The sequence below is a fragment of the Streptomyces sp. NPDC050422 genome (assembly GCF_044458665.1).
Lineage (GTDB): Bacteria > Actinomycetota > Actinomycetes > Streptomycetales > Streptomycetaceae > Streptomyces.
The window spans coordinates 1-20,454 of the sequence record NZ_JBITIE010000046.1 but is presented as its reverse complement, the minus strand read 5'-3'; the positions used below and the strand labels follow the sequence as shown (position 1 = coordinate 20,454).

Here is a 20,454-nt window from a genome sequence, read left to right as displayed (position 1 = left end):
ACAGGGGGTCTGCCCCCCCGGGGGGCCCCGGGCGGGGGGCCCCCCCGGGGGGCCCCACCGCTCCTGCGACCACGCGGTGAACGAATGGCCCTGCCTGCTCAGCGCAGACTGTTCCTAGTCGCCGAAGAGCCCTGCACTCAGAACCCCCCGTGCAGCGCACCGTGACGACGACACGCGCAACGTCTGCCATCCGCTGGGCACTTGACCGGCTTCACCATCATTCCATCGGTTCCAGGACACGGCATTCACCTGCTCACTGCGCGACTGTCGGCATCGTGAGCGGGGGCACAGGACCTTCAGGGGCGGCGTCGGCATCCTCCCCCGGTGTGCTCATGACGTGCGGGCGCAGGGGAAAGTCGGTTGTGGGGTGATCACTCCGCCGTCTAACGTCTGCCGTCATCGGCGTGTAGCTCAGCAGTAGAGCACCGGGCTCTGGACCCGGAGGGTGCAGGGGCGGAACCTGCCACGTCGGCTTATGAATGACAACGCTGAGCAGCAGCCTCTGATTGTGGCCCGGTCCTTTCCGGAGGGCCAGCTGGCCAAGGCCTTCGTGACCGCGTTGACCCATGCGGATGCCGGAACCCGGTCTCGTGCCGAGGTGCGTGGGCAGCGATGGCGGGAAGTTCTGGCAGCGATGGCCGCAGGCCGGCTGTCGGTCGGTTCGCGTACGCCCGTGGTCGGGCTCCCGCCGTGGGTCACTCCTGAGGTGATGCGAGGCGGCTTCGCCACGGGGACCGCGAGCGCGGGTGGCCCGCTCCAGACCCACGAGACCGAGGCCGCCCGGGGTTTCGGGGTGCCCGCTGAGCGGCGTGCGCTCTTCGCCTACTGCCTCACCGAGCCCGGACTCGCGTGGTTGTGGGACCGGTTGGACAGCAGCAGCTACGAGATCGGTGTGCCCGAGGAGGCCGCGCTGCTCACCATGGCCTGGCTGGTGCGCCACGGTCAGACCAGCGCGGCGCTCGACCTCGTGGCGGAGCTGGAACCGTTCGCCGACCGGCTGCGGTTCCTGCCCCGCCCGGCCGACGGACCCGCACCGGACACCGCCGAGGCCGTCCACCGGCACACCGTCTCCGATGCTGTCGACACCCTGATACGGAGGCGGCCCAACGCGGCCGTCGAAACCCAACGCGAGGCGCTCGCCGTGTGGCAGCCGTTCGGGGACGAGTTGCTCGTCCACTGGCTGCGGACGGCGCGGGGCGGCCAAGTTCTTGAGCTTGCCCCGGACGCCGGCTGGCTGGCGCACGGGGAGGTTCTGCTCGGCCGCTACCGGCTGCTCGCCGCGGAACACACCCTGTGCACCAAGCATCGCGACACCAAGGAGAACCTGGGCATTCTGCGCGGGGCGCTGGAGGAGGTCGTCGCCGGGCGGCCGCTCGAGGCGCGCCGGCTCGGTCTGCTGCGGCACGCGGTGCAGTCCATGGTGCGGCGACGCGGTCTGCCCGGCTCGGCCGCGCACATGGCCTTGCGCCGGTGCCAGGCCGAGCAGGCGGCGCTTCCTTCCCATCACGCCCTGGCCCAGCTCATGCTGCGTCGGCTCGCCGTGCTCCCGCTGGAGACGGGCATCACCCGTGTCGCCCCGCTCCTGGTCCCGGTGAGCAAGGAGGAAAGCCAGGAAACCGGCCTACCCGCGGGAGCCGTCGTACCGGCCGCGATCAGCGGGGTGGTCGAGTCCGCGCTGTCGGCCCCGCTCGGCACGCTGGTGGAGAAGGGCGTCGTCCCGTCTGCCGAGGTCATGGCCGAGCTGGTGCCGCAGTTGGTCGCCGCCACCACCTCACACGTGTATGGCGACAAGACGCTGCGAAGTGTGATGGCCGCGAACTACCGGGCGTTTCGCAACCGCCGCTCATTGCTCCTGCTCAATCTGGAGCGGCAGGTGCGTGTCGAGGAACTGCCCTGGGTACGGGCTGTGTCGGGGCCGCGCTCTGCACTACCGGGCGCGTCGGACGGCGAAGGTGCGCTCTCCGTGCTTCGGCAGCTCGGCGAGCTGGCCGTACAGGCCTTCCCGGGTACCATCCTGCCCAACCCGCTGGTCCGCGAATTCGGTGTGCTTGACCGACAGTGCGACCTTGGGGCCCCGTTCGTGGAGGAACTGGCTGCCGATATCTTCATGGGCACGTTCAGCCCGAAGTTCCTCAAGGCCGCTCGGGTCGCGGGCGGACTGCTCGGCGGCACGCTGTACGAGCGTTACTACGGCATCGACTACGCAGCGATCCGCAATCTGGCGATCATCGAGACCGGCGAGGCCCTGACCCGTTCGTACGGCCCCCGCACCTCCCCCGGTTTCGCGCAGCTGTGCGCTCATCGAGCCGGGCCGGCGCCGCGGTCCTGGTCGGTGGCCGCGAACGGTGCGGTGATCGAGCAGGCACAGATCCTCACCACGCACAATCTGGCCACGCTGGTGAGCCGGGTGGGTATCGCCCCCCGGCCGGGGTGGGCCGACCTGGCACGCCGCTGCTTCGTGACCGCGTGCCGGCAGACCTCCCGTGTGCACTACAGCCCACGGCCGCTGGGCACGATCAAGGACGCTGCGTACGCGTGGCGCCAGATGATGTTCCACCTGTCCCTGTGCCCGCCACAGCAGCAGCGGCGGGTCATCGCAGGCCTGAATGACGAGGCTGCACGCCATCCCACCCATGTCGCAACCCGGCTTGCCCCCGCCCTGACAGGCCTGGCGCTGGTCATCGAGGGCGGCATCTTCGACAGCGACGGAACAGCGGACGACGGACGTGCCCGGCGCTTTACTGGATGGAGCACCAACGGACACTGGATGCAGTGAAGGCAAACACCGAGCATGACCGCCTCACACGCGCTGTAGCCCGCTGGCCGTTCGGGTTCCGATCCACCGACTGCGCACCGCCCTGTCCCGAAGGGATGGCAGTGCCGGAGTTGACGGGCTGTTCACTGTCCTGGCCGAGCCCTTCGTCCCGGTCGGCAGCACCCAGGGCCTGGGACGTTCTCCAGTCCCAGGCCCTGGGACAGACGAACCACGTCGTCGTTTTCCCCACACACCCCGTCAGTCACCGCTGGCCCCCTACTGGCCGGGCAACGCACGTCGCACCCTCACCAGCACCCCGCAACTACACGAGGCACTGCAGGCGGCACAGGCCCGCGCAGTGGGGCGGGCGGGCAAGGTGACCCGTCGGACGTCTTCGCCGGTTCGAGTGCGCGCAGGCAGGTGTTGAACACGAGCGCCTTGGCCGGCCCAGCACGCGGCTTCGGTGCCGTCGCAGCCGAAGCGGCTGGTCGTGAACCCACCGTAGCCCTGGGGTCCGATCAGGAGCTGGCCAGGTCCCGCTATCGCCCTTCGGCCCGTGGGAGCGGGAGAGGTGGCCGACACGGTCTCGCCGGTGCCCAGGTGAAGGAAGTACGTCCCCCGATGCCGCCCCGTGTGTCCGTGAAACTGACCACGATCCGGTCGGCCGATACGAGCAGCGGCTCCCAGTGGCCGACTCCGTTCTTCTCCGGGATCCAAGGTCTACGCCCCCGGATCTCCCATCCGGTGCGGTCTCCCATCTCCACCACACCCGGGAACGACACCGCACCGAGCACGATCGGTGGGGACCAGAGGCACTTGCCCTCTCGCGCGTACTGGGCTACACGAGGCTCCGCCACAGGCGTGGGCCGCCTTCGTTCCCCACGGACCAGGCGGGAAGCACTGACCCAGGAAATGACGAATCCATCGTCGATGAGGACGAACACCGCCAATCTTCTCATCGGTCGGCACTCCGGACGGGCGGTGGGCCCAGTGGACCCGTCCGACAGAACACCTTCCAGAAGCCGGCCGTCGCCATCCGGGTAGGCGACCCCCAGCGTGCCCTCCGTGGACAAACGGGATTGCCGCCAGCCCCTCCCGTATAGACGGCACACGGTTCCGGGTCCGTACCGGTGTTCCATGGTGGGACATCCCCGGCGAGTACGGAATGTGGAGCGGGGTCCACGACCTCTTCCGCCGATGACAGCGCAACGGCACGGCAGCGGCGCCTCACCCGGCTCCAGCCCCTCAGTCCAGAGCCTCTGTCGCGAACCGCCGAACGCCCCCAGTGGGCGTGCCGACGGCTCTCCTCAGCGTGTGCTGTGGGCCAGCGCAACGGAGAGGCGAAGCACACCTGGGCGTGATGGTTGAGGGCTCATGCAGCACCGTTGCCCTCATTGCGGTTGGGCGCGTTTGAGCGAGAGGAGGATGTGGCGACGCTGGCGGTCCATGTCAAGAATGGCTACGCGGACCTGGTCGCCGGCCGCGAGGACCTCCTGCGGGTATTCGACGTCGTGTTCGGCCAACTCGCTCACGTGGACAAGGCCCTCGATGCCCTCCTCCACCTGGACGAACGCACCGAACGGCACCAGCTTGTTCACCGTCCCCGAGACCGTGTCCCCGCACTCGCGGGTATCGGCATACTGCTGCCAGGGATCAGGCTGAAGCGCCTTCATGGACAGGCTGACCTGCTCCCTCGCGAAGTCGACGCCGATGATCGCGGCACGGACTTCCCGACCGACCGGGGCAATGTCGTCCACCGAGTCGAAACTGGTCCAGGACATCTCGGGAACGCGGAGGAAGCCGAGGAAACGGCCCAGATCGTCATCGAGGTGCACGTACACCCCGACGTCATGGAGACCCGTCGCGACAACACCGGTGACGGCCTCGCCCACGCGCAGCGAGCCAAGGAATGTCCGCCGCTCCTCGGCCCGGCTGCGATTAGTGCGCCAGCGTGCCCGAAGGACCCCGTCCCCGTCGGGCAGCACTGCCGCGAGAAGAGGGTGGCGATCAGCTCGTTCCAGTGGAACCAACGCAACGCGGTGGCCCGGGCCCGCAGTGATCTGAGGATTCGGCACGCCTGCACGTCCCATGTCCGGTTCGGCGACACGCTCCCCGTGGAATCCCCCGCCCGGTTACTGCTGCACGAGCAGGTGAAGGCGTTCCCTGAAGCTTCCCCTTGATCACGGACACCTGGAGACTGGGACCTGAGGTTCCAGAGGAAGTAGAGCCAGGTGGGAAGCAACTACTCGAACCGGTACTCCGATGAATACAAGCGCGATGCGATCGAGCTCGTGCGGTCGTCCGGGCGGACGGTGACCGACGTCGCCCGCGAACTCGGGATCAGCTCGGAGAGTCTGCGTGGATGGGTGAAGAAGGCCCGGGCCGCCGAGGCCGCACCAGTGGCCGAGCGGGACGCGGACGGCCGGGACGAGGAGTTGAAGCGGCTCCGGAAGCTCACCGCGAAACAGGCGAAAACGATTGAGATCCTAAAAAAAGCGACAGCCTTCTTCGTGAAGGAGAGCGATCGGCGAGCGCGTTATGCCGGTTCATCCACGCGGAGAAGGCGCACTACACCATCGTTCTGCTGTGCCGTGTGATGAAGACCGCCCGCTCCACGTACTACGCCTGGGTCGCCGGGGCCGAAGCCCGCGAGGTCAGACGCCGGGCAGATGAGGAGTTGGCCCACGAGATCACCGTGGTCCACATCGCTTCGCGGGGCACTTATGGCGTGCCCCGCGTCACGGCCGAACTGCGGCGCCAGGGCCGACCGGTCAACCGCAAACGCGTCGAACGGGTCATGCGCGAGCACGGGATCGCCGGCCACACCCGGCGCACCGGGCGCCACAGTCTGACCAAACAGGACACGAAGGCCGCGCCGGCCCCCGACCTGGTCGGCCACGATTTTCATGCCGACCGCCCCGGCACAAAAATCGTCGGAGATATCACCTACATCCCTACCGCCGAGGGCTGGCTCTACCTCGCCGCGTGGCTCGACCTCGCCACCCGCGAGATCATCGGCTACTCGATGGCCGACCACCACCGGGCCGAACTCATCGTCGATGCCCTCGACATGGCCGCGAACCTCGGCCGCTTGCAGCCCACTGCGTGATCCACTCGGATCGCGGATCGGAATACACGTCGACTCAACTGCGGGCAAACATAAAAGAGTTGAACGGTCGGCAGAGCATAGGCCGGACCGGGATCTGTTACGACAATGCAGCGGCCGAGAGCTTCTGGGCCGTCCTCAAGGAGGAGATCGGCACCCGCTTCTGGCCCGACCGGGCCACCGCCCGAGCCGAGATCCTCACGTTCATCGAGACCTTTTACAACCGCCGCAGACTACGCAAACACATCAACTGGGGCTACCTCACGCCCCACGAGACACGCCTGCGCTACCAACAAGACCAGACCCTCGCGGCGTAACACGGACGTGTCCAAGATCACGGGGAAGCTTCAACGCCCGGCGGGACACCATCTGGGACGAGGAGAACCGCGCCTGAGCGGTAGCCCCTGGACAGGTGCTCGACTGCGCCGAGGAAGTCGCGGAAGGCCCGGTCGGTGCGGGTGGTGTCGCCGGTGGCGTCGAGGTCCATGAGGAGACCACGGATGACAGCGAGAACGAGCGTCGCGAGATCCGGCCGACCGATGCTGCGCAGGCCGTCCTCGAGCGGCCCGAGCCAGTCGGTCGTCGCGGTGCGCCGGAAGTTGGGCCACAACTGCTGCTCCGCACTCTCGCGCAGCTGACCGAACATCCGCAGGTACGGCTGCCCGTCCGGGCCGGTGATGGAGGTCCAGGCGCGGTTCAGGGTGGCCGTGTACGGCTCGTCGGGTCGCACCCGCAGGAGGTCGCCGAATGTGTCGAGCTGACGTTGCCGCGCGTGCCCGAGGACGGCCCGCAGCAGCGCGTCGCGGGTGCCGAAGTGATAAATCAGCATGCGGGCTGAGGTGCCGGTGGCGGTGGCCAGCGGCTCGAGCCGGTCGGGGAGGCCGTGCGCGAGGGCGTGATCAGCGCAGGCATCGAGCAGCCTCTCCTTGATATGCGGTTGCGGTCGTCTACCCACCGCCCTACTTTTTCACGTAACGGCTACTACGTCTATCGTCGGCAGGGGGCAGGCAGTCAAGGCAGACGTGAAGGTAGCGATGAGGGTCGTGTTCGTGCATGGGGCGTGCGTGCGGGACGGCTCGTGGTGGTGGCACCGCACCGCCGAGCTGCTGCAGGAGCGAGGGGTGCCGAGCGTGGCCCCGGCGCTGCCGAGCTGCAGCGAGGCGGGCCTGCCCGGCGGCGTCGGCGGTCCGGGGCTGCCCGAGGATGTTGCCGCGGTGCGGCAGGTGCTGCAGGACAGCGACGAGCCGACCATCGTGGTCGCCCACAGCTACGGCGGCATCATCACCGCTGAAGCCGCCGCGGGAATCGGGTCAGTACGCCACCTGCTGCTGGTCTCCAGCTACCTGCCCGAGGTCGGGCAGAGCCTGTCGGAGTTCGGGGACGGCAGCCCCGCCCCGTTTCTCGACGTCGACCCCGACGCCGGCACATTCGGGGTCCGCCCCGAGCTGCTCGTGGATACATTCCTGCAGGACTGCGACCCCGAGGTCCAGGCGCAGGCGGCGGCCCACCTCGCCCGGCAGAGCGTGCAGGTGACCGGGCAGCCGGTCGGGGCGGCCGCATGGCAGCAGTTGCCCTCTACGTACCTCATCTGCGCCCAAGACCGGGGCACCCCGCCGCGGCTGCAGCGCGAGTTCGCCCGCCGGGCCGGCAGCGTCGTCGAACTCGACGCCGGCCACCACCCGTTCCTGTCCCAGCCCGCCCCGGTCCGGGACCTGCTGCTGAGCCTGTGACGGCAGCCGCGGACGAGCCAGGCCGGCGCGATCCGAAGGCCAGGAGACCGTCGTGAGCGCCGAGGAAGAACTGCTGTCGAGGGCCTACCTGGCCTACAACGGGCAGGACGTCGACGGCCTGCTACTCAACCGTATCCGCCCGATTTTCGGCGAGCACTACGGAGACCCCGAGAGGGCCGACAACTTGACTGGTGCAGAGAAGGCCGGATAGGGCTCAATGCGATCGAATGGCACTGGGGCACAGGACGACTTGGGCCCGGGCCTTGGCCCAAGGCCCCCCGTTTGCCCCGGATATGCTGTGGACCACCCGGTACATCGACGCCGCCGTCGCCCAGCTCCGTGTCGAGGGCCACGAGATCCCGGACGGGGACATCGCCCGGCCCTCCCCGCTCGATACGCGTGCGCTCCTGAGCTCGCGCGTTGGCGTCAGGAACGAAGGCGGCGCAGGCCGGTGCTGATTTCGCTGACCAGGATCTCGGGCTGTTCCAAGGCCGCGAAGTGCCCGCCCTTGTCGGCCTCGCCGTAGTGGATCAAATTGCTGTAGGTGTCTTCGATCCAGCTTCGCGGCAGGAGCGGGATGTCCTTCGGGAAGACGGTCACCGCGACCGGAAGCGCCAACTTCGGGCCGGCGAGCGTGCCCGAACTGTTCTCCCAGTAGATGCGGCCGGACGACGCCGCGCTGTTGGTGAACCAGTAGAGGGATATCGCGTCGAGCATGTCGTCCATGCTGAGGGTGTCCTCGGCGAGCCCTTGGTTGTCGGTCTTGGACTGGAACTTCTCGTAGATCCAAGCTGCCTGGCCGGCCGGAGAGTCCGCCAGGGCGAATCCGACGGTCTCCGGCTTCGTGCGCTGGAGGTGGTTCGACCCGCCGAGACCGTCGGTGTACAGGGTGAGGGTCTCCACCGCGTGGCGCTGTTCGGGCGACAGGGTGTCGGGTATCTGCGCGGGAAAGGCGTACTGGGTGTTCAGATGGATTCCGAGCAGCCCCTCGGGCTGCATGGCCCCGAGGGCGGTGGTGACGACAGCACCCCAGTCGCCGCCCTGCGCGGCCCATCTCGTGTAGCCGAGTCGCTTCATCAGCTCCACCCACGCGCTTGCGATGCGCGCCACGTTCCACCCGGTCTCCTTGGGCTTCTGGGAGAACCCGAACCCGGGGAGCGACGGGACGACGACGTCGAATGAATCGGCGGCGTCTCCTCCGAACGAGACCGGATCGGTGAGCGGGCCGACCAGCTTCAGGAACTCGACGATCGAGCCCGGCCATCCGTGCGTGAGGATCAGCGGCATGGCGTCGGGATTCTTGGACCTGACGTGGATGAAGTGGATGTCCAGCCCGTCGATCTCGGTCAGGAACTGGGGGAGGCGATTGAGGTCGGACTCGAAGCGCCGCCAGTCGTAGCCGCACTCCCAGTACTCGACCAGAGACCTGACGTTGTCCACGCGGGCCCCTTGCGACCAGTCGCCCACCGTCTCCGGGTCCGGCCATCGGGTTCTGGCCAGTCGCTGCTTCAGGTCGTCGATCTCCGCATCCGGGATCGAGATGGTGAACGGGCGGACGAGGGCCGAGGTTGTCGGTGCGGTCATGGCCTTCTTCCCTTCGGTGTCGAAGTACGGCGCAACCCTCCGTTGCACACTGCTGTGCAGCCTACTTCGCTGCACAGCGGCGTGCAATAATGGCTTTGTGCCTACCGAGTCCTCCCGTGCGCGCTCGATGAACGAGACACGCGATCGCATCCTCAACGTCGCCCTCGATGTGCTGGGAGAGAACCCCGACGCGGGAATGGGCGACATCGCCTCCGCTGCCGGCGTCGTCCGTCGCACGGTCTATGGCCATTTCCCCTCGCGCCTCGACCTGGTTCGGACACTCACGAAACGGGCCGTCACCGAGATGACAGCCGTGCTCACCGAAGTCAACGCCTCCGACGCAGAAGCGGACGCGACGTGGGTCGAATTCATCGCCCGCGTCTGGCCGGTGGCACACCGGTACCGAGTGCTGTTGGCGCTGCGCCGTGGCGAGTACGGCGAGGCGATCCACGGCCTGCTCGGGCCAGTCGATGAGCTCCTCGCCGACCTTGTGAAACGGGGCCAGGACAGCGACGTGTTCGCACAGCACCTGCCGGCAGGCATTCTGAGCCAGGTTGCCTACGGCGTCGTGTTCGCCATCGCGGACAGCGACCTGTCGAACGAGACCCTCGGCGATCGAGCAGCGACGATCACGAGCCTGCTGATGCTGGGAGTTCCCGGGACGCGCGCAATCGCTCTCGTGGGCGACAAGCCCTGACCCGCAGCATGCGAGCGGAGCCGCGGATCACCCTGCTCCGGACACAACATCGTCACCGCACCCCGCCAAGAATCCGGTGAGAACAGTGCGATCGCGACGATGTCAACGGGCCGCACCCGCATGCTCACCCCGGGCCCCATGGATCCTTAGGCTCCCCCGAGGACCTCGCACCGCTGTCGTCGATTCGCCCGTGTCCTTCGACAGCGAAGTCAGTCGCGCGCAGCGCGCTGGCCTGCGTCGACTGGATTGGATGTCAACACGGCGGTCGATGGCCTGGATCATCGTGTCGGAGCGAATGCTGGATGCGGATGGTGCACGACATCTGCCGTGCGCTGACTCTGGGCGCCGCCCATACACCACGTCAGCCGCTGCGCCTTCGAGCGCGCAAGTCGGCCCAGTGGCGCAGGCGTTCGGTGATCTGGGCTTCGTAGCCGTTGCGGGTGGGCTGGTAGTACGTCTCGTGGTCCATGTCGTCGGGGAAGTAGTCGGCGCCGGAGAAGCCGTCGGTGGTGTCGGGGTCGTACTGGTAGTCCTTGCCGTGGCCGAGGTCCTTCATCAGCCGGGTCGGGGCGTTGAGGATGTGGGCCGGTGGCATGAGTGAGCCGGTGCGGCGGGCAGCACGGTGTGCGGCGTCGAGGCCGCGGTAGACGGCGATGGACTTGGGTGCGGTAGCGAGGTAGACGACGGCCTGGGCGATCGCCAACTCGCCCTCGGGGGAACCGAGTCGCTCGTACACGTCCCAGGCGGCGAGGGCCTGCTGGACGGCGTGCGGGTCGGCGATGCCGATGTCTTCGACTCCGAAGCGGACCAGGCGGCGGGCCACGAACAGGGGGTCCTCGCCGCCGTCGAGCATGCGGGCGAGCCAGTACAGGGACGCGTCCGGGTCGGAGCCGCGCATCGACTTGTGGAGCGCGGAGATCAGGTTGTAGTGGCCTTCCTGCGCCTTGTCGTACAGCGGGGCGCGCTGCTGGATGTGGTGGGCGAGCGCGGCGGTGTCCAGGAGGGCGCCGGGGTCCGGGAGGGCCTGGAGCTGTTCGGCGATGTTGAGGAGGTAGCGGCCGTCGCCGTCGGCCATGGCGATCGGGGCGCGGCGGGCGTCGTCGTCCAGGGGCGCTGGTTTCCTCCCCTTTCCTCTTCGTCGAGGCCTGGCGAGCGACCCTCCGGTCGGGTGCCGTCGCAGGTGGTGTCCGACTCTGACCTACGAGAACTGACTGCGTGTCATGGTGGGAACATACGGCGCAACTTCCACACAGGAGGTAAAGGCTCATGAGGGACACGGGGGCGCAGTGGCAGGCCGCACAACTGGATGGGTTAGTGCGGGAGATGAGGCGTCAGGCCTGGAGCGGTGCGGAGCCGGACGTACGAAGGGTCCTCGGCCGGGTGTGTCGGCAGACCGGTGTGGACATCGCATTGGTGGATGCCTCGGGTGTGGTGGAGTCGTCCACTGCAGGCTTTCCGCGGGACATGGTTATGGGCCCGCTGGCTGTGCTGCTGGGGCAGTTGTCCGGTGGCGGGACGGCCGCGGCGGCCACCTGGGTAGAAGATGTGTACGTGCACTGCGAGGCCCTCGGCGCGCCGGGTCCGCGCCCGGTGCTCGTGGCGGCAGGCCGTTCGGTGCCGAATCCGGAGGTGGTGGCCCTGATCTCGCACACTGGCAGCCTCCTGACACTCCTGCGCCGTGCCTGGGACGCCGACTGGACGTTGCGCGGCTACCAGCACAAGGCGCGGCAGTTGCGCTTCGCCGTATTCTCCGCGCTGATGGCGGGCGAGCCGATGCTGGCCCGCCGCATGACAACCGGCGCTGTTCCCCCGCTGCTGGACGCCGACCGGATCCGGGTCCACCTGCTGCGCTGTCCCCCGGCCGACCGCGAGCCCATCGCGCGGGCCTACCAGGACCCGGACGGCTACCACGGCCAGGACCTCATCGTGCAGTGCCCCGCGTTCCAGGAACACCTGATCTGCCTTGTTGCCGACAACGAAGACAACGACGGCTCCGGTCACCGGGCACGGGGCAGGAGCGCGGCCTTGCGTCGCCTGGTACGCGACAACCCCCGCTACGCCCTGGGCATCAGCGGCCCCCACCCGCTTAGGGCCACGGCCGAGGCGTACAGCCAGTCCACGCACGCCCTGGCCGTCGCCCGCAGCGCTCCCGGCCGCATCGCCCCGTACGACGGCCAGAGTCCGCTGGCGGGCCTCCTGCCTCGCCGACCGGCCCTCGCCTGGTCCCAGACATTTCTCGATCCGCTGAACGCCCTCCCAAAGACGACCACGGACATCACCCACCTGTCGATGGCCATGCCTAGGTCCGCTGTGGCCCGCCTCATCAACCTCAGCCGCAACACGATCACCGCCCACCTCCGACGTGCCGGGCAGGCCCTCGGCCTCGACCTTGACGACGTCCGTTCCCGCGCCGCACTCAACTTGGCCCTCGCCCTCACCAGTACAGGCGCCGATCCTGAACCCGAGACGCAGCACGCGTTCCCCACCCTGGACGACCTGTTGTGTACCGCCCCGGCGAGCGCCTGGGCCCGGACTCTTCTCCACCCTCTGTCGGCTCGCCACCGCCGTACCCTGCAGGCGTGGATCGACGCGAACGCCGACGCCCAAGAAGCCGCCCGCCGGATCGGGATCAGCCGCAACACCGTCCGAACCCACCTGCGCACCGCCGAAGCCCTGCTCGGCCGTGACCTGCTGACCAGCGGCACCGGTGTTCACGACCTCGTTCACGCCCTCCGAATCACCGCCGGCCTGGCCCCTTGAGCACCGTGCACGGTCCCCAACATGGACTTGAGCACCATGCACATTGGCCAGGAACCCGGCATCTCCTACCGTCTTAGCAACGGCCCATTCAGTGCACGGGAGAACGATCACACCCGTGCGGGCGTGTTGGAGCTGCTGACCGGCCTTGCCGACCGACGGCCGCTCGCACCATCCGGCAAACACACATCACAGAGGACGCGTGGTTGGGCTGATCACCAACTGCTCTCGAAACCTGTGCACAAGTGCTGTCACGAGACGACATCGACGAATCCATTCAGGGGGATCTCTATGATCAAGCACCGTACGGCCGCCCTCGGTTGCAGCGCGCTGCTCCTCGCGGGCAGCGCGCTGGCTGCCACCGGAAGCACCGCCAGCGCCGGAACACCCCAGGCCGAAGCCGCCCACTCCCACCTGACCACCAAGTCGCCGGCCCAGGAGGCCAAGGCGTTTTGCCAGCCTGCGAACGGCTGGGCGGTCTTCCTGAACAGCGGGGAGCGCACCTACAAGGGCCGCTTCACCTCCATCGACACCGACGCCTGGACAGACACACAGGCTCGCGCCTACGCGGAAGACATCTCCAAGGGCGACCGCGTAGTCGTCCAACGCAGCAACAAGCCGAAGAAGATGACCGGTGACCCGCAGCACCCCAAGACCCCATACGTCGTGGCTAAACTGGGTGGCTACGGAAGCTGCGGCCACACCGCGAGCTGGACCGACGCGAACATCTATGACGCCATGGTGACGTCGTCGGTACGCCTGCAGACCAGCAGCGGCAAGTCCTCCTACGCCGTACGCGCCTGCATCTTCCCCAAAAGCGGAGGCAAGGGCTGCACGAAGTGGTTCGTCGACCACCTCTAGCACGCCGCTACTTGGCACCGTGGGTGAGAGATAGGAGTCCGGGGCCGGAATGCCCGCGGGCTTGCGCTAGCTGAAGTTGTTTCAGCGGGAACCTCCTCGTCATCGACCGAGCCAGCCAGCGGTGGGCGGAGCACGGTGGGTTCTGCCCAGGTTGGTCGGCGAGGTTTGGTACGTAGAATGGGTCTGCCATCCTTCCTGGCATCGGCTCCATCCTGATCTCGCCCCCGGCAACATCGCGTGAACTCGTCGGACGGTGCCCTGTGGACACGCCCTTCGAGTCGCGAGAATCGGCTGGCGGATCGGTGCCCGCTCCCAGAGCGGCACCGATCCGTCCCGGCCGTAAGTTCGGCCCGATCCTCAGCGGCGTGAACAGCTCGCACCGGTCCTGGCTGGAGCCGGCCGAGGTTCGCTGGCGGGCCGAGCTCAAGGTCCGCGAACGGGAGGTCAAGGAGCAGCTACGCCTCGAGGCCGAGCAGCGTGAGGCCGAGCGGGAAGCGCGCCGTCCGGGGTGCGCCGACTGCGGGGAAGGGCGGCTTGTCGTCCACGTCGTAGTGCCCGGCATCGAGCGTGCAGACGATGACGTCCGCGGTCCGGGCCGTGCACAGACCGCCGGCCTCGCCCAGCGCCTCCAGCATCCGCCGCCGCGCCGTGTTGTGCGGGCGTGTGAGCGGAGCATCCCCTACAAAAGGAGAGGCGTTGCCGGCCGGAGTGCGGATACGCTATGTACGGCCACGCGTCGTCTAGCGGCCCAGGACACCGCACTCGGGTTCGCCCCGATGCGGAAACCCCGGTTCGAATCCGGGTGCTGGCCAACCCTGCCCGGCTCACGACCGTCACGCCCTCGTCCCAGCCGTCCGCGAACCGCGGGCCCTGAGGCCAGCGCTAGCCCGTTCAGTTCGACCACCTCGCTCTGTGCCCCCGGCGACCGCCCGGGACTCCAGCGAGGCCACCAGGTCGTCCGCCGCGCTCCTGGAGGCGCGGGTACTCCCTGCGCCTCCAGGAGCGCGAACACCTTCAACCGACCGTTCATGCCCGCCGTCCGGTGCTGCGTCACCCGAATCGCTGCTCAGCCTGACAATCTGCAGGTTTGTCGGTGGTGGTTCGGCATCGTGATGTCAGTGCGGTAGTTATCGGGTTTCTGCTGTTCAGCGTGCTGTGGTCAGGGATATGAGTGGTGACACGGATGCCGATCCGGCGCTGGCGTTCTTGGTGATGATGCGGGTCAGTTGGTTGCTGGTCGGTACAGCATGGAGTGTGTTGTTGCTGGTCAGGCTGTGGTGCCAGTGGTGGGGTGCTGGCAGTTGGGGTGGGTGTGGCTGGTGTCGCTTTCGGCGGTGTGGGCTTTGGTTGTAGCGGATTCCTGTTGCGGTGAGGCGGAGTTGTTCGCTGTCCTGAACTGTGATGAGAGGGAATGCCGGGCTGTCCGGGGCACGGTCGTTGGGCTGTCCGTGAATGCCGGCGGCGTGTCCAGGTGGGGAGCGGATGGAGCCGGCATCGGCGGTGGGCTGCGTGGTCGTGGACTTTGACCGCGGTCGCGGTTTCGTTGATGTCGATGCCGCGGATGCGCGCGAGCTGGCCGATGTTCGCTCCGGTAACGGCCTGGATGATTAGGGCTGTCGCGTGCAGGGGGTGTGCCACCGTGTCCAGTCGGGCGGCGAGGACGTTTGCTGGTGTGTGGTCACGCCCTCGCGTGGACGGTGCGCCGCTCGCTGTCGAGGCGCGCGTTGCTGGGCCGACGTCGTGGCAGTCAGGTAGTGGTCGCCCTCGACGGCCAGAGTGTGGTTTGGATCGATGGTCGCCCGCCCGCTGCCGGTCCAGGTATGGCACCGACGGTGACGGCGTCTCGCGGAGTGCCCCGGCGGCCTGCCAGGTACGCGGCCATGATCGTCTTGCCGTGGCCGGGAAGCGCTGCGTGCGAGGCGCAGAGCACCAACGAGAGCAGCAGCGCCAGGAGCCCTGCGGGGACCGTGATTTCGCGTTGTCCCACCAGTGCATCGAACGCGGTGGATGCCCTGTCGAGCGCCATGGTGAGCGGGCCCGCTCCGGGCAGCACCGTACGCGTGGCAGTGGCGGCGCCGCCGTTCCCCGGCACCCGGCCCCCGTGTCCAGCCGGATCCCGTCGTACACCGCCGGTCCGTGCAGGACGGCCGCTGCAGTGGACCCCACCGGACAGGTTCACCCCTGCCCGCCTCCGCGCGGCTTCAGGCACCTCCGGCCGAATTCCTTTCGCCCCCGCCCAGGACCGCCACCCGCGCAGAACGTCAGGAGTCGGATGGGGACGGAGCAGCGGAGGCCGGGCTGTAGAAGACCGAGCGTCCTTGCTTGGATCGCTCCAGCAGACCCTGCGCGACTCCCTGTTCCAGAGCGTTGCGCACTACTGTCACCTGAACCGTGCGCTCAGGGTGTGCTTCGGTCAGCGACGCCGCGACCTCGGCTGCAGACCTGGGCTCGCCCTGTCCGCCCAGGTGGGCGGTGGTCAGCTCCAGCCAAGTCGCCTCGCCCGACTTCTTGGTTGAGGCGGACTTCTTGGGAGCTTTGCGCTCGCTGGCGGCACCCGGCTTCCCTGCTGCTGCCTTGGCGTTGGAGCGGCGGGCTGCGGGAACCGCAGCCGTCTTACGGCTCTTGCCCTGCTTCGCCGTCTGCTTGGGCGCGCCGCCGAGCACGTCCTGCATCTTCGTCAGGACCTGCTCACTCTCCTCCAGACGGACGAGCTCGTCCTGCAACCGATCCAGTTCGAAGCGCACACGCTCCTGCTCACCCCGGTTCGCAGACAGATCGTCAGCAACCCGCTGCGCATAGTCTGCCGTGACACTCGGAACTGCAAGGCTTGCGGACATGTCGTCCTCGACTCTCGAAGTGGGGGGGGTTGAGCGGGTAGCAGAGATAGTACCTACACGCGCCGAACCACCCCTTCCGTTGCCCCCCTACGAAATAGCACACCCGTCCGACATGCTCAGCTCCCGATCGCCTCCAGGTTCGAGGGCGCCCACGCGGTGGAAGGACCTGCAATAAAGTCCACCTGGCCTGTGAGGGAAACCGGCAACCCCTCGCGTTCCTGCTCACGCCAGCTCAGTGGGGCGACGCCCCAGAGTTCATCCCGGTCTTGGAACGTATCCGGATCCCCCGCCAGGAGGGCGGCCGTCCATGCACTCGGGCCTGGCGCGACAAAGCGTTCTCATCTTGTCGAAGCCGCCGCTGCCTGCGAAGGCGACAGATCCAGCACACTATCTCCGCGTCGAAGGACCAATCGGCCAACCGCCGGCGCCGAGGCAGCCAAGGCGGCCGACCAGCTTCGCCAAGACCGTCTACAAGCCCCGCAACAAAGCCGAGCGAGCGCTGAACGCCCACAACCGTCTGGGGCGAGGACTGGCGCTGGCTCACCGACGACCTGACCGCCCGGATCGGGAACGCCCCAGAGACCATCATCGTCCTCGTCGCCGATGCACGCACTGAAGTCGTTCGCGCCGCCTGGCCGGTGCTCAAGGACGGCATCGACTTCGGTGGCCTCCGGGGTGGCTCAACTCTCGAGGAATGGCGCGGACAGGGCATCTACCGGGCCATGATCGCCCACCGAGCCCGACTCGCTGCCGCCTGCGACGTCCCCTACGTCTACGTCGACGACTCAGCCGACAGCGCCCCGATCCTCGCCCGCCTCGGGCTGCACCCGGTCACGACGACGACACCGTACGTCTCGTCGCCCTGAGTTCAGCTGACTTTGGCAGACTCTTGCGCTCGTGCCCGGGTGCCGGCGAGGCGACCGTAACGGCACGCGCGTGTGGCGCAAGGCCCAGTCGCTGCTGGACTCCGAGCACGCACGGCGGGCGGTCGGGGAAGTCAGCGGTTCCCTACGGTTTCTGTCAGGGCCCTCGAACTCGCGGCCGGCGGGCAGAGCTGCCCTGGCCGGTTCCGTTGTGTGGGCTGTGACCACTTCCGCACCGGCGCGTCCTACCCGCCCGACCTCCAGACGTACCGGGCTGACCTGTTGCGTATCCGGGAGCGGTTGATGTCGGCGTTCGCCGCCGACGCCGGGGCGCGAAGCGAGGCGATCCCCGCCCAGGAGGAGATCCGCACCGGTCGGCCGCACCGGGGGGCGAAGCGCGCTACGTTCGATGGAAGATCACGCCGTCGGCGGACCCGTCCGGTCGGCCGGGCAGGCGTTGGCGCCGCTGTTGCCCGGTCAATCAGATGTCGGTGGCGCGAGCAGCACCTCGATGTCGCGGGCGTGCAGCGCTTCGAGCAGGGCCGGGTCCGCCGAGGTGTCGGTGACGAGGGTCCAGCCGGGCTGCCAGGGGGCCCAGGCGTGGAAGGGGGCCGCTCCCAGCTTCGCCGCGTGGGCGAGGACGTACACCCGGTGCGACCGGCGCGCCATCAGTTCCTTGAGCCTGATCTGCGCCGCGTCGGCCTCGCAGATCCCGAGTGCGGGCGAGACGCCGTCAGTGCCGAGGAACACCGCGTCGAACGTCATGCGTTCCAGCGCCGCTTCGGCGAGCGGGCCGACGAACGCGTGGCTGAGCGGCCGGTAGTGGCCGCCCAGGCAGGTGAGGTGCACGCCTTCGGCCCCGCCGAGTTCGAACACCGCGGACAGGCTGGGGGTCGCGACGGTGACCCCGTCCGCTACGCCGCGCAGGGCCCGGGCCAGTGCGGCCACCGTGGAACCGGCGTCGAACAGGACCGTGGCGCCCGGCGCGATGCGGGTCACCGCGAGCGCAGCGATGGCCCGCTTGGCCTCGGCCGCCTCGGCCGTCCGCCGCTGCAGGGACGTCTCGGCGGAAACGGTCAGCGCCATGGCTCCGCCGTACGTGCGGGCGAGGCGTCCGTCGGCGGTTAGGCGGGCGAGGTCGCGGCGGATCGTGGACGGGCTCACCGCGAAGCGCACACTGAGCTCGTCCACTCCCGTCGGGCCGGCGTCCTGGGCCAGCTCCACGATGCTTTCGCGCCTGGTGCGGGCTTCCGCACTGGTCATCGGTGCCTTTCGGTGGCAAGGGCGACCGCCTGGCGAAGCGCCTCGACCATGCTGCCGCCCCGGGCGGTGCCGGTTCCGGCGATGTCGAATGCGGTGCCGTGGTCGACGGAAGTGCGGATGACGGGGAGTCCGACGGTGACGTTGACGCCGTTCTCGATGCCGAGGACCTTGACCGGGGCATGGCCCTGGTCGTGGTACATCGCCACGATCAGATCGTAGTCCCCCCGGGCGGCCAGGAAGAACGCCGTGTCCGCGGGAAGGGGACCGTGGGCGTCAATGCCGTCGGCGCGCAGGGCCGCGAGGGCGGGAGCGATCTTCGCCTCCTCCTCGCCGTTGCCGAAGAGGCCGTTCTCGCCCGCGTGCGGGTTGATGCCGCAGACGCCGATGACGGGCTCGGCGGTCCCCGCCCGCACCAGGGCCTGGTGGCCGCGGCGGACGGTGCGCTCGACCAGGGGCGGATCGATGCGGTTCACCGCGTCGATGAGGCCGAGGTGGGTGGTGACATGGATGACGTTCAGCTCAGGGGTGGTCAGCATCATCGACACCTCGTCCACGCCCGTCAGCCGCGCGAGCAGTTCGGTGTGTCCGGCGTACTCGTGACCGGCGAGCCGCAGGGCCTCCTTGTTGAGGGGGGCCGTGCAGATGGCGTCGACGTCGCCGCGCACCGCCAGCCGCGCGGCCTCCTCGACATAGCGGTAGGCGGCCTCACCCGCCTGCGGGGCGAGCCGCCCCCATGGCAGGCCGGCGGGGAGCAGGTTCAGGTCGACGACGTTGACGCGGCCGGGAGTCCAGTCGGCGTCCCCTGGTCCGGACACAGTGACCACGGTGTCGCCGCTGCCGACGAGGGCGGCGGCCTCCCGAAGCCTGCGGGCGTCACCGATGACCAGGGGCCGGCAGCCGTGGACGACGTCGGGGTGGCCGAGCGCCGTCATGACGACCTCGGGGCCGACACCCGCACCGTCCCCCATAGTGACTGCGACCACGGGGCGGTGGTCGTCGGCAGGCGTGGCCGTCCGGGGGCGGTCGGGGCTGTGCAAGGGGGCGTTCATCTCGGTCCTCCATCGGATGGGGTGTTCGTGCCTGCGCGAGTTCGGGGCGTTGTTCCGGCGCGGGCCGGGCGGTTCCGATCCGGGAGCAGCAGTGCCTCGACCATGCGCACCAAGGAATCCTGGCCGCCGTGGCTTCCCGGACGGATGACGACACCGCGTCCTTGCGGGGTGCGGCAGAGCACCGCACCGTGGTGTACCTGCCCGACAGGAAGCAGCGAGGTGACCGCGAGCGCGTCCAGGAGGGTCCGGGCGGTCTCGCCGCCGGTGAGGACGAGATCGGCGTTCGGCGACAGCTGTGCGGCGACGGCACGGCACAGTCCGTGCACGAGGCGGGGCGCCGCAGAGGGATCGACCGTGCCTGCGGAGGCGATGCTGAACACCGTGACCGGGGCGGGCAGTCGGGCGGACCCGGGGCCCGTGTGCGGGGCGCGGGCGCGGACGTGGCCGACGGCGTCGCCGGGGGCGCGGTACTCGGTGTCGGGTGTGCCCGGTCGGCCGCTCCGGGGGTCGGCGAGCAGGGAAGCGGCAGAAAGGGCGATGTGTGCGCGACTACCGCGGTCTCGTCCGGGGCGACTTCGACTACCACGCCCGCGCCGAGCGTTACACCCGCCCCGACCTCATGGAGATCGACGAACAGGACTCCATGTCCCGCAACTTCGCCGCCTGACGGGACGCAGGCCACGGAACCACCCGTTCACGACGGCGAGTTCTGGACAATTGCCGTCGACGCGGAACGAGGCTTTGCACCATGCGGCTGTGGCGGGGCGGCACCGGGTGCGGCCCGTGCCCTCCTCGGCCGCTACGCCCGCCTCGCCGTATGGCTCTACGCGGCCCTGGCGGCGACCGGCACGTGCAGCGCCCTGCGCCGGCTGCCGTCGGACACCGTCCTCACCTCGGCGTACGGGCGCACGCTGCTGGCCAAACTCTTGCTGGTGGCCGTCGTGAGCGCGCT

General features: G+C 68.8%; 20 protein-coding genes, 2 tRNA genes and 4 pseudogenes. 17 read left to right on the top strand and 9 right to left on the bottom strand.

Annotated elements, in window-relative coordinates:
- Window positions 1-400: 400 nt before the first annotated feature.
- Both ACIBJG_RS38320 and ACIBJG_RS38315 read left to right on the top strand, forming a co-directional pair.
- Window positions 401-472, top strand: a tRNA-Gln gene (locus tag ACIBJG_RS38320).
- Between the two features lie 3 nt (window positions 473-475).
- Complete coding sequence (locus tag ACIBJG_RS38315) at window positions 476-2,776, top strand: hypothetical protein (RefSeq protein WP_399314903.1); 2,301 nt, start codon at window positions 476-478, stop codon at window positions 2,774-2,776.
- Window positions 2,777-4,146: 1,370 nt separating this feature from the next.
- Here ACIBJG_RS38315 and ACIBJG_RS38310 read toward each other — a convergent pair.
- Window positions 4,147-4,647, bottom strand: coding sequence for a S1 RNA-binding domain-containing protein (locus ACIBJG_RS38310; protein ID WP_399314901.1), 501 nt, complete (start codon window positions 4,645-4,647; stop codon window positions 4,147-4,149).
- Window positions 4,648-4,986: 339 nt separating this feature from the next.
- Here ACIBJG_RS38310 and ACIBJG_RS38305 point away from each other — a divergent pair, with 339 nt between their 5' ends.
- From ACIBJG_RS38305 to ACIBJG_RS38295, 3 genes are read left to right on the top strand one after another with little or no spacing between them, the layout of a single operon-like run.
- The gene (locus ACIBJG_RS38305) at window positions 4,987-5,352 is read left to right on the top strand and encodes a transposase (RefSeq protein ID WP_399314900.1); all 366 of its coding nucleotides are present in this window, start codon (window positions 4,987-4,989) and stop codon (window positions 5,350-5,352) included.
- Complete coding sequence (locus tag ACIBJG_RS38300) at window positions 5,304-5,864, top strand: IS3 family transposase (protein WP_399314914.1); 561 nt, start codon at window positions 5,304-5,306, stop codon at window positions 5,862-5,864. Before ACIBJG_RS38305 ends, ACIBJG_RS38300 begins: the two co-directional genes overlap by 49 nt.
- A gap of 59 nt (window positions 5,865-5,923) precedes the next feature.
- Window positions 5,924-6,178 carry an integrase core domain-containing protein gene (locus tag ACIBJG_RS38295; RefSeq protein ID WP_399314897.1) on the top strand — a complete coding sequence of 85 codons (255 nt, stop codon included), beginning with the start codon at window positions 5,924-5,926 and terminating at the stop codon, window positions 6,176-6,178.
- Between the two features lie 17 nt (window positions 6,179-6,195).
- Here ACIBJG_RS38295 and ACIBJG_RS38290 read toward each other — a convergent pair whose 3' ends face one another.
- Window positions 6,196-6,816 (bottom strand): TetR/AcrR family transcriptional regulator, encoded by a 621-nt coding sequence (locus tag ACIBJG_RS38290; RefSeq protein WP_399314896.1) that lies wholly within the window; start codon window positions 6,814-6,816, stop codon window positions 6,196-6,198.
- Between the two features lie 79 nt (window positions 6,817-6,895).
- On the opposite strand from ACIBJG_RS38290, the gene ACIBJG_RS38285 reads away from it, so the two are divergent.
- Both ACIBJG_RS38285 and ACIBJG_RS38280 read left to right on the top strand, forming a co-directional pair.
- Window positions 6,896-7,591: an alpha/beta hydrolase gene (locus ACIBJG_RS38285; RefSeq protein ID WP_399314894.1), complete on the top strand. Its 696-nt coding sequence runs from the start codon at window positions 6,896-6,898 to the stop codon at window positions 7,589-7,591.
- A 52-nt stretch (window positions 7,592-7,643) separates the two neighbouring features.
- Window positions 7,644-7,802, top strand: coding sequence for a hypothetical protein (locus ACIBJG_RS38280; RefSeq protein WP_399314893.1), 159 nt, complete (start codon window positions 7,644-7,646; stop codon window positions 7,800-7,802).
- 215 nt (window positions 7,803-8,017) lie between these two features.
- On the opposite strand, the gene ACIBJG_RS38275 is transcribed toward ACIBJG_RS38280, so the two are convergent.
- Window positions 8,018-9,175: an epoxide hydrolase family protein gene (locus ACIBJG_RS38275; protein ID WP_399314891.1), complete on the bottom strand. Its 1,158-nt coding sequence runs from the start codon at window positions 9,173-9,175 to the stop codon at window positions 8,018-8,020.
- A gap of 97 nt (window positions 9,176-9,272) precedes the next feature.
- Here ACIBJG_RS38275 and ACIBJG_RS38270 point away from each other — a divergent pair, with 97 nt between their 5' ends.
- A complete protein-coding gene (locus ACIBJG_RS38270; RefSeq protein ID WP_399314889.1) occupies window positions 9,273-9,872 on the top strand; it encodes a TetR/AcrR family transcriptional regulator in 600 nt (199 codons plus the stop codon).
- 361 nt (window positions 9,873-10,233) lie between these two features.
- Here the strand turns inward: ACIBJG_RS38270 and ACIBJG_RS38265 are convergent, their stop codons facing one another.
- A complete protein-coding gene (locus ACIBJG_RS38265; RefSeq protein WP_399314912.1) occupies window positions 10,234-10,980 on the bottom strand; it encodes a hypothetical protein in 747 nt (248 codons plus the stop codon).
- A 362-nt stretch (window positions 10,981-11,342) separates the two neighbouring features.
- Here ACIBJG_RS38265 and ACIBJG_RS38260 point away from each other — a divergent pair, with 362 nt between their 5' ends.
- The 3 genes and pseudogenes from ACIBJG_RS38260 to ACIBJG_RS38250 form a co-directional block, all read left to right on the top strand.
- Window positions 11,343-12,632 carry a helix-turn-helix domain-containing protein gene (locus tag ACIBJG_RS38260; RefSeq protein WP_399314887.1) on the top strand — a complete coding sequence of 430 codons (1,290 nt, stop codon included), beginning with the start codon at window positions 11,343-11,345 and terminating at the stop codon, window positions 12,630-12,632.
- 288 nt (window positions 12,633-12,920) lie between these two features.
- Window positions 12,921-13,490 carry a hypothetical protein gene (locus ACIBJG_RS38255; protein WP_399314885.1) on the top strand — a complete coding sequence of 190 codons (570 nt, stop codon included), beginning with the start codon at window positions 12,921-12,923 and terminating at the stop codon, window positions 13,488-13,490.
- Window positions 13,491-13,605: 115 nt separating this feature from the next.
- Window positions 13,606-13,731 (top strand): annotated as a pseudogene (locus ACIBJG_RS38250) (ATP-dependent DNA ligase); the annotation flags it as partial.
- A 214-nt stretch (window positions 13,732-13,945) separates the two neighbouring features.
- Here ACIBJG_RS38250 and ACIBJG_RS38245 read toward each other — a convergent pair.
- A complete protein-coding gene (locus ACIBJG_RS38245; protein WP_399314883.1) occupies window positions 13,946-14,125 on the bottom strand; it encodes a hypothetical protein in 180 nt (59 codons plus the stop codon).
- Between the two features lie 92 nt (window positions 14,126-14,217).
- Here ACIBJG_RS38245 and ACIBJG_RS38240 point away from each other — a divergent pair.
- Window positions 14,218-14,302: transfer RNA gene (locus ACIBJG_RS38240), tRNA-OTHER, on the top strand.
- Window positions 14,303-14,972: 670 nt separating this feature from the next.
- Window positions 14,973-15,101 carry a hypothetical protein gene (locus ACIBJG_RS38235; protein ID WP_399314881.1) on the top strand — a complete coding sequence of 43 codons (129 nt, stop codon included), beginning with the start codon at window positions 14,973-14,975 and terminating at the stop codon, window positions 15,099-15,101.
- 650 nt (window positions 15,102-15,751) lie between these two features.
- On the opposite strand, the gene ACIBJG_RS38230 is transcribed toward ACIBJG_RS38235, so the two are convergent.
- The gene (locus ACIBJG_RS38230) at window positions 15,752-16,327 is read right to left on the bottom strand and encodes a hypothetical protein (RefSeq protein ID WP_399314879.1); all 576 of its coding nucleotides are present in this window, start codon (window positions 16,325-16,327) and stop codon (window positions 15,752-15,754) included.
- 107 nt (window positions 16,328-16,434) lie between these two features.
- On the opposite strand from ACIBJG_RS38230, the pseudogene ACIBJG_RS38225 reads away from it, so the two are divergent.
- Window positions 16,435-16,874: pseudogene (locus tag ACIBJG_RS38225) on the top strand (IS5/IS1182 family transposase); the annotation flags it as partial.
- Between the two features lie 175 nt (window positions 16,875-17,049).
- On the top strand, window positions 17,050-17,193 hold the full coding sequence (locus ACIBJG_RS38220; protein WP_399314878.1) for a hypothetical protein: 144 nt from the start codon (window positions 17,050-17,052) through the stop codon (window positions 17,191-17,193).
- 474 nt (window positions 17,194-17,667) lie between these two features.
- Here ACIBJG_RS38220 and ACIBJG_RS38215 read toward each other — a convergent pair whose 3' ends face one another.
- The 3 genes from ACIBJG_RS38215 to ACIBJG_RS38205 are packed head-to-tail and all read right to left on the bottom strand — an operon-like array spanning window position 17,668 to window position 19,828.
- Window positions 17,668-18,453, bottom strand: coding sequence for a DeoR/GlpR family DNA-binding transcription regulator (locus ACIBJG_RS38215; protein ID WP_399314877.1), 786 nt, complete (start codon window positions 18,451-18,453; stop codon window positions 17,668-17,670).
- On the bottom strand, window positions 18,450-19,502 hold the full coding sequence (pdxA, locus tag ACIBJG_RS38210; protein WP_399314876.1) for a 4-hydroxythreonine-4-phosphate dehydrogenase PdxA: 1,053 nt from the start codon (window positions 19,500-19,502) through the stop codon (window positions 18,450-18,452). The genes ACIBJG_RS38215 and pdxA overlap by 4 nt, the downstream gene beginning before the upstream one ends.
- Complete coding sequence (locus ACIBJG_RS38205; protein WP_399314910.1) at window positions 19,499-19,828, bottom strand: nucleotide-binding domain containing protein; 330 nt, start codon at window positions 19,826-19,828, stop codon at window positions 19,499-19,501. Before ACIBJG_RS38205 ends, pdxA begins: the two co-directional genes overlap by 4 nt.
- Window positions 19,829-20,037: 209 nt before the next feature.
- Here ACIBJG_RS38205 and ACIBJG_RS38200 point away from each other — a divergent pair.
- Both ACIBJG_RS38200 and ACIBJG_RS38195 read left to right on the top strand, forming a co-directional pair.
- Window positions 20,038-20,169, top strand: a pseudogene (locus ACIBJG_RS38200) (terpene cyclase); the annotation flags it as partial.
- A gap of 72 nt (window positions 20,170-20,241) precedes the next feature.
- A pseudogene (locus ACIBJG_RS38195) lies at window positions 20,242-20,454 on the top strand (CopD family protein); the annotation flags it as partial.

Coding starts and splice junctions, on each gene's coding strand:
- ACIBJG_RS38245 (WP_399314883.1), bottom strand. CDS start 14,125: ATGCTGGAGGCGCTGGGCGAGGCCGGCGGTCTGTGCACGGCCCGGACC.
- ACIBJG_RS38220 (WP_399314878.1), top strand. CDS start 17,050: ATGATCGCCCACCGAGCCCGACTCGCTGCCGCCTGCGACGTCCCCTAC.
- pdxA (WP_399314876.1), bottom strand. CDS start 19,502: ATGAACGCCCCCTTGCACAGCCCCGACCGCCCCCGGACGGCCACGCCT.
- ACIBJG_RS38215 (WP_399314877.1), bottom strand. CDS start 18,453: ATGACCAGTGCGGAAGCCCGCACCAGGCGCGAAAGCATCGTGGAGCTG.
- ACIBJG_RS38235 (WP_399314881.1), top strand. CDS start 14,973: ATGGAGCCGGCATCGGCGGTGGGCTGCGTGGTCGTGGACTTTGACCGC.
- ACIBJG_RS38260 (WP_399314887.1), top strand. CDS start 11,343: ATGGGCCCGCTGGCTGTGCTGCTGGGGCAGTTGTCCGGTGGCGGGACG.
- ACIBJG_RS38255 (WP_399314885.1), top strand. CDS start 12,921: ATGATCAAGCACCGTACGGCCGCCCTCGGTTGCAGCGCGCTGCTCCTC.
- ACIBJG_RS38315 (WP_399314903.1), top strand. CDS start 476: ATGAATGACAACGCTGAGCAGCAGCCTCTGATTGTGGCCCGGTCCTTT.
- ACIBJG_RS38230 (WP_399314879.1), bottom strand. CDS start 16,327: ATGTCCGCAAGCCTTGCAGTTCCGAGTGTCACGGCAGACTATGCGCAG.
- ACIBJG_RS38275 (WP_399314891.1), bottom strand. CDS start 9,175: ATGACCGCACCGACAACCTCGGCCCTCGTCCGCCCGTTCACCATCTCG.
- ACIBJG_RS38285 (WP_399314894.1), top strand. CDS start 6,896: ATGAGGGTCGTGTTCGTGCATGGGGCGTGCGTGCGGGACGGCTCGTGG.